Source organism: Flavonifractor sp. An91, from assembly GCF_002159225.1.
In the GTDB taxonomy this organism is placed as follows: Bacteria; Bacillota; Clostridia; order Oscillospirales; family Oscillospiraceae; genus Flavonifractor; species Flavonifractor avicola.
On sequence record NZ_NFHA01000063.1, the window covers coordinates 1 to 6,471 of the forward strand.

9 protein-coding genes are annotated in these 6,471 nt (G+C 43.4%); all 9 read right to left on the reverse strand.

Features of this window, described 5'->3' with window-relative positions; genetic code table 11:
* Positions 1-742 (reverse strand): M56 family metallopeptidase (locus tag B5G42_RS17000; RefSeq protein ID WP_140399882.1); only part of this gene is annotated, 742 nt, incomplete at its 3' end.
* A 15-nt stretch (positions 743-757) separates the two neighbouring features.
* The gene (locus B5G42_RS17005) at positions 758-1,138 is read right to left on the reverse strand and encodes a BlaI/MecI/CopY family transcriptional regulator (protein WP_087272951.1); all 381 of its coding nucleotides are present in this window, start codon (positions 1,136-1,138) and stop codon (positions 758-760) included.
* Positions 1,139-1,385: 247 nt separating this feature from the next.
* Positions 1,386-1,811: a winged helix-turn-helix domain-containing protein gene (locus tag B5G42_RS17010; protein ID WP_087272954.1), complete on the reverse strand. Its 426-nt coding sequence runs from the start codon at positions 1,809-1,811 to the stop codon at positions 1,386-1,388.
* Positions 1,812-1,967: 156 nt separating this feature from the next.
* Entirely contained in the window at positions 1,968-2,723 is a 756-nt protein-coding gene (locus B5G42_RS17015; protein ID WP_087272957.1) for an ABC transporter permease, read from the reverse strand.
* A complete protein-coding gene (locus B5G42_RS17020; protein ID WP_087272960.1) occupies positions 2,723-3,412 on the reverse strand; it encodes an ABC transporter ATP-binding protein in 690 nt (229 codons plus the stop codon). The genes B5G42_RS17015 and B5G42_RS17020 overlap by 1 nt, the downstream gene beginning before the upstream one ends.
* A 12-nt stretch (positions 3,413-3,424) precedes the next feature.
* On the reverse strand, positions 3,425-3,598 hold the full coding sequence (locus B5G42_RS17025; RefSeq protein ID WP_087272963.1) for a receptor: 174 nt from the start codon (positions 3,596-3,598) through the stop codon (positions 3,425-3,427).
* A gap of 106 nt (positions 3,599-3,704) precedes the next feature.
* On the reverse strand, positions 3,705-4,586 hold the full coding sequence (locus B5G42_RS17030) for a sensor histidine kinase (protein ID WP_242961275.1): 882 nt from the start codon (positions 4,584-4,586) through the stop codon (positions 3,705-3,707).
* 28 nt (positions 4,587-4,614) lie between these two features.
* Positions 4,615-5,385, reverse strand: coding sequence for an ABC transporter permease (locus B5G42_RS17035; RefSeq protein ID WP_087272969.1), 771 nt, complete (start codon positions 5,383-5,385; stop codon positions 4,615-4,617).
* Complete coding sequence (locus tag B5G42_RS17040) at positions 5,363-6,271, reverse strand: ATP-binding cassette domain-containing protein (protein WP_242961276.1); 909 nt, start codon at positions 6,269-6,271, stop codon at positions 5,363-5,365. Before B5G42_RS17040 ends, B5G42_RS17035 begins: the two co-directional genes overlap by 23 nt.
* Positions 6,272-6,471 lie beyond the last annotated feature (200 nt).

Consider the following 6,471-nt stretch of genomic DNA (forward strand, 5'->3'; position numbering starts at 1 on the left):
GATCTAACTCTCGCTTCATGAGATGCACAACAGGGTTGAACCAATAAACTGTTTGGAGAATAACTGCAAAGAGCTTACGCCATAAGTCATGGTGCTTAAAATGCACTAACTCATGTGCCAATATCATTTGTGCGTCATCAAGCTGCAAATCAACCCGTGGGACCACAATGATTGGTGTGAAAAATCCAATTAACATTGGACTTGGCATTGTGGTATATAGCCTTAAATCCACCTTTTTCTTGATCCCAAGTTTAGAAGCACAATCGTTCGCAATATCTTGTAACATTGCGTGAGAAACTTCTTGGGTTTGCTGGATATGGTATCTAAAACGAAGGAAGCCCAGAACATTCCATGTAGCTAAGGTAACTACAAAAACAATCCAAATAACCAAGACGCACTTCTGCCAATCGAAACTGATGTTAAGAGTAGCATTTTGAATGATATTTGAACTTGCTTCCGTAAAGATAGACACAGGGTTCTCAGGAGAAACTACATTCGTTCCAGATACAATATTTTTTCCGACAACTGATATTGGTTGAACGTTGGTAAAGGCTTGCGGAAATCCAGGCAGCAGCTTGTAAAATGGAATTACATATAGGCACATAATAATGGTGATACAATTGTAGCGCCACTTTTCGCTGATGTGCTTTCTTCCGGCGAAAGCCAATGCCCTAAACACAAGGTAGGATACGCTTGCTACAAGGTTCAAACACAAAATGGTACTAAGCAAGGTTGAGGCCATACAATCAGCCTCCTCTCACGGTTGCCCATCGAGCCACTGTTTCAGTGCCTCTCGGTCTTCCTCCGACATTTGAGATTCACCATAAAGTGCAGCAAAGAAATTTTTGATTGACCCACCATACAATGTGTCTAAAATCCGTTGTGCATTGCTTTTCTGGTACTCCTCGCATGTTTTAATCGGCCAATAATAAGGCACACGACCTTCTCTTTTGGAAGTGAGTAAACCTTTTTGCGTTAAACGGGATAAAAATGTTGCTAATGTTTGAGCTTTCCATTCCTTGTTGCGATGTTCGGCAAAGTACGATAATATCTGCGAAGCAGACATAGGAACTTCTGAATTCCACAACACTTCCATAATCTCATATTCTGTTTCTGATAATTTTTTGGATCGATCCACAATTAACTCCTCCTCATCCAAAGTACGTCTACCTTGGATAATTCAATATTACTACAACGGTGTAGAAATGTCAATGGGTTCTACTACAACATATTAGTAGAATCTTGCTTTCCAATCTATCTGCCTTCTCAGTTTCATTTCACACTCATATAAGCTTGTCTTTGGGCAAGTATAAAGTTGGAAGGCAACATATTGAAAATGCCGGGCGCAGGGCCAGCAGGCCGCCGCGTCCGGCGTTTTTTGTATGCTATTTCTCAATTTTATATCCCACCCGAAAAACGGTCTTGATGTAGGTGGGATGCTTGGGGTCAGGCTCCAGCTTATTCCGTAGGCGCCAGATCGTGTTGTCCACGGTGTTGGTGCCTAATTCATAGTCCTCGCCCCAGGCAGCATTGTAGAGCTGCTCCCGGCTGAACACGCGCCCAGGGCAGCGGGCCATGCAGTAAAGGATGGAGAACTCTCCGTAGTTCAGGCAGATCTCCACCCCGGCCTTTGTGACCCGACGCTGCTCTGGGAATATCTCAATATCGCCCAGAGTCAGGGCAGAGGGAGCAGAAGCCTCAAGGTCGGTAGCATGGAGAATCTGAACATTTTTTCCCTGTAAGGCTCCCAGGATAGAGCGAAAGACACTTCCATCTGGGTCAGAAGTGCGGATGACTATAATCTCTTTCATATGATTTCCTCCGTGGGCCGCCGATCCTGGTATCACTCTCCTTCAGGCAAAACAAGAGCGGCGACCTTGATTACTCAAAGCCGCCGCTGGCTAAATGGGCGTGTCAAAAGGGCTGCTGTACGACGGCTTTTTTCTTTTGCCGTCGTCCGGCAGCAGTTAGTTTTCAATTTTTTTCTTGTGGGAAAAGACAATCAATCCAACCAAAAACATCACAATGAAGCAAAGTACGATGCTGATACATCCACCGATGGTAGATGGTACAGGGGAATCGTAGTATGTTGATCTATCTGAAAAGAACATAGAAACACGATACGCAAAGCTGCCTGGAATGACAAAGCCACTCTCTGAACCGATGAACAAGCATGATGCAAAACCATATATAACCCCAACAACGCTTGTTACAATGATATTTCGGCTCAAGTTGATAACGATTGCTCCGAAACAGGTCGTTATCAAAACGATAACGCAGGCTTCAATACCAAACCCGATTGCCAGATTGAGGAACAGGGAAACATCTCCTGTCATCCTGCCAGCGCCATTGAGTACCGCCACAAGCAGGCCGAAAGCGACAAAAAGGGCAGCTGCAAAGCCAATGCCGATAAAGATACTGACAGCGATTTTAGAGAGAAAGAGCCTCTTTTTTGAAAAACCGTAGGTAATCCAGTTGATATAAGTTTTGTTCTTATATTCCTGATAAAACAGCGAACCAATCAAAATGAAGATTACCATTGGAAAGAACATGGAAAACTGGTTATTCATAAAGAAGAACAGGTCAGCAAATGACTTCGTGCTGTCGTTGAAAACTGCCCCTGCGCCGCCGGTAAGGATGGGAAGAAACGACAACAGCAGAAGAAATGCCATAAACCATTCTCGCTTCAACTTGTAAAACTCATTTTTAATCAACATTCCCATTATGCTTCCTCCCTCTGGCCGGAAGTCATAATATCCTCATACAGTGCTTCCAGTTCTTTTTCGTTGAAGTCGTTTTCTATAATCTTAATGATTTTTCCGCCACGAATGAAAATGAGAACATCCGTTACGGCGGCGATCTCCGTCAGATTATGGCTTGACACCAAAATACAGTGTTGGGGAGATTTCAGGCGTTCTTTCAGAAGCAGCCGGATTTCCTTTATCCCCATCGGATCAAGGCCGTTGGTAGGTTCGTCCAGCAGCAAATATTGAACATTGCCTAAAAAGGCGCGGGCAATTCCCAGCCGTTGGCGCATTCCCAAAGAAAGTTGAGAGAACAGCTTTTTCCGGGCATCCAGTAAATTTACCTGTTTGAGTGCAGCTTCGATGTTCGGTTGTTTCAGACCCAAATACTGTGCGTGCAGTTTCAAGTTTTCCTCTACGGTGAGCCGTGGGTAAAAAGCCGGGTATTCAATTAAACTTCCAAAGCATCTGCTGGAAACTGGCTGTCCATCCGAAAGTATTTCACCTGAAAAGGCAGTCAGCCCCAGCATGGACTTAAATAAAGTTGTTTTACCGGCTCCGTTCGGCCCCAGAACGCCATAGATTTTTCCTTGCTCTAAAGTCAGGTTGATGTTGGACAGCAAGGCAGTATTTCCAATATTCAGATTTACATTTTTGATTTGTAGCATGAAATACCTCCATTATTGAAAAAAGATAAAAAGTAAAAAGGTCACAGCATAAATCAAAAATGAAATCCCGATAGGTTTTGATCTCTGTTTTAACCCCTTTAGACCGTCGCTCAATATGCCGTTCAGGGCAATGAGCAGACACACCACCAAAGCGATGATAGAAACCACTAAAGCTACTTTAACCATTATTTATACCTCCTATGGCTCATACTTTACCAAAGAGGTTTAGGATTTGTTTATGGAAAGTCTAAGGAAAGTCTAAGGATAAAAAAAGAGCTGCCGAAGCAGCCCTTTAGAGATTGATAATGGGAAATACGATTTGAATTGCAAAGTCACCGTTTTGCAAACAAGCCGAGATTTGTCCGCCCATGCGGGTTACAAGCCTTTGAGCGATTGCCAGCCCCAGCCCAGTTGTCTTTTTTGTCCTTGACTGGTCGGTGGTGTAAAAACGGTCAAACAAATGGGGAATATCTTCCTGCTGAATACTGCTCGACGCATTTTTAACGGTTATGACTGTTTGAGTTTCCTCTAACACTGCAATGATTTGATAATCTCCCTCACCGTGAACAAGCGCATTATAAACCACATTTGAGAAAATCCGGGTCAAGGCATCTGGATCGCCCCAAATGATGGCCGGTGAATTCGGGACAACAATATGGGGGACGCGTTTTTTCTGTTCAAAATCGCCATAGTATGAAGCGACAACATCACGGAGTACACTGTGTATATCCGTATTCCTGCAATTCAATTTCAGCTCGTCGGCTTCAATCCTTGCAAATTCAAACAGTTGGTCAAGAAGGAGTTTTACAGCGGATATTCGTTCTCCCGCAATCGTTACATATTCTTTTTGCTCCCCGGTTAACTTCTGTTCCTGTAAGAGCTGGATATAGCCGTTTGCTGTTGCCAGCGGCGTTCGCAAGTCATGTGATAAACTTGTAATGGTATCTCGAAACAGAGTATCACTCCTTTCGATTTCTTGCCCCATGCTGCGATACTTTTTCAGAAGATGATTGATACTTGCAGCCAAATCCTGTATTGGGCCATCCGTTTGTTCTACCATGATTTCTGTTTGTGTGTCTCGATCAATCAGAAAATCAATTTGCTTTTTGAGTTCACGAATCAGTTTTCGTTGATAAATCAGTTTTAGCAGCAGGAACAAAGAGAATGTTGCCAATAACGCACATAATACAAGCACGCCGTCATCACCGCCTTTCCAGACTGCGTAAATCCAGCTTTTGAAACAGGGAAAAAGTAATGACTGTTGGCAGCAAAAGATATACAGCTAATGTAATTAAGATGGGCATTAGATCTTCCGCAATGGTATTTATCCGCAAACTGTGGGATAGCCCAACAATCCAATATTTGTAGAGTGAATAATTCATGTCCAATGCTGCACTGATCTTTGTGAGATATAGATACAAAACTCCCAGCAGAAAAAAAGCGACAATGGTAACGATAATTCGATGCCGCAGTAGGTAACATATCAGATTGAGAATGGCGGTATAACCCCAAAAACAAAGGCATTGAATCAGGAGAAAGGTTCCCATTACAGGTAATGAATATTCTATTTCTATGTCGTGCCGGGCTGTTCCCATCATCAGAATGGACAAATACGCAATCCCAAAGCATACAAGCAGAAAAAAGAAAACACTAATCCATGCTGCCAGTAGCTTGCCGAAGAATAGTTGTGCCCTGTTTGTCCCTTTAGAAAGTACCATGCTGTATGAGCCGGTATGAAAATCTTCTGTAAAGTATAGGCACAAAAATAGCGTCAGCGGAAAGATCAGGCTATAATCTGAAAACAGAAACTCCGTGAACGGAACTAACGATATAGTAGGAAGTGACCTATTTGCAGTATTATGATAAAACGTCAAGGCAAGTGCAAAGACAAAAAACGCAGCCAGTGCAAGACAGCCAAAAAACAGGCGACTTTTGCGGATACGAAACAACTCACTTTGCATAGTCTGGATCACTCTTTGCACCTCCTGTCATTTTCAAAAGATAGTCGGTCGGCTCCATACCGGCAAGCCAGATTTCCGATACCTCTATACCGGAATGAACCAGCAGAGCATTGATTTTCCCGGATTGTTCGTTACAATTAAAAATTCGTATCATGTCATGGCTCAACACTTCAAAGTTGGGGAACTGCTGTCTTAAAATGGTAATGGCTCGTTCTAATTGCGGGGTTCTTATCTTTATGCACCGCTGGCAGCATTCGTTCAGTTCCCCAGCCGTAAGCTCACAAATCAGCTTTCCGTCTGCCATTACGCCATATTTGGATGCGAGCCGGGAAAGCTGTGAATAATCTTGTCCAGAGATCAGAAGCGTGGTATGGTTCATTTCATGTAGATAGGCCAGAACAGAGATCAGATGTTCACATTCTCCTTTATCCATCCCGGAAAAAGGGTCGTCCCAAATTATAAAATCTGGATTTCCCAAGAGAGCAACCGCCAAATTCACTAATCGTTGAGTCGATAATGGCAATCGCCGCACCGCCGTTTTCTCTTTCAGGTTCAAGTGCAATATATCATCAATATGGTTTTCTGTGGTTCCGAAAGCGGAAGAAAAATAACGAAGCATATTAGCCGGTGATAGAGAGCCGATTGTCACAGGTTTTTGTGGTACAAATCCAATCCGGCGGCGCTCCTGCTGATAGTCTATATTTCCAAATAATTTGAGCGTACCAGATTGAGGTCTGATTGCCCCTATAATGGCCTGCAACAATACAGTTTTTCCGGCATTATGGCCGCCGTATAGCGCATAGATTTCTCCGCGCTTTACCTGAAATGTGAGATTTTTAATCCCATTTTCGTCCGGGAAAACATAAGTCAACCCGGCTGTTTCCAAAGCAGCCTCCAAACAATCATCCCCTCTCTATATAGTCTTATTGTAGCAAATTGTCATTCAAACTTTATAAGATTTCTCTAAGGTTTAACCCTGCATTGTTAGGGTCGGGCGAAATTAACCACTCCGGGTCAGGAGAAAATCGCCAATTTTGGTCAAACGAAAATCACCAATCTGGGGTAGCCAGCCCCCAGGTAGTATTGTTTACCCGGCCT

Excerpts from the sequence above, each read along its gene's own strand:
- B5G42_RS17010 (WP_087272954.1), bottom strand. The coding sequence starts at position 1,811 with ATGAAAGAGATTATAGTCATCCGCACTTCTGACCCAGATGGAAGTGTC.
- B5G42_RS17015 (WP_087272957.1), bottom strand. The coding sequence starts at position 2,723 with ATGGGAATGTTGATTAAAAATGAGTTTTACAAGTTGAAGCGAGAATGG.
- B5G42_RS17020 (WP_087272960.1), bottom strand. The coding sequence starts at position 3,412 with ATGCTACAAATCAAAAATGTAAATCTGAATATTGGAAATACTGCCTTG.
- B5G42_RS17025 (WP_087272963.1), bottom strand. The coding sequence starts at position 3,598 with ATGGTTAAAGTAGCTTTAGTGGTTTCTATCATCGCTTTGGTGGTGTGT.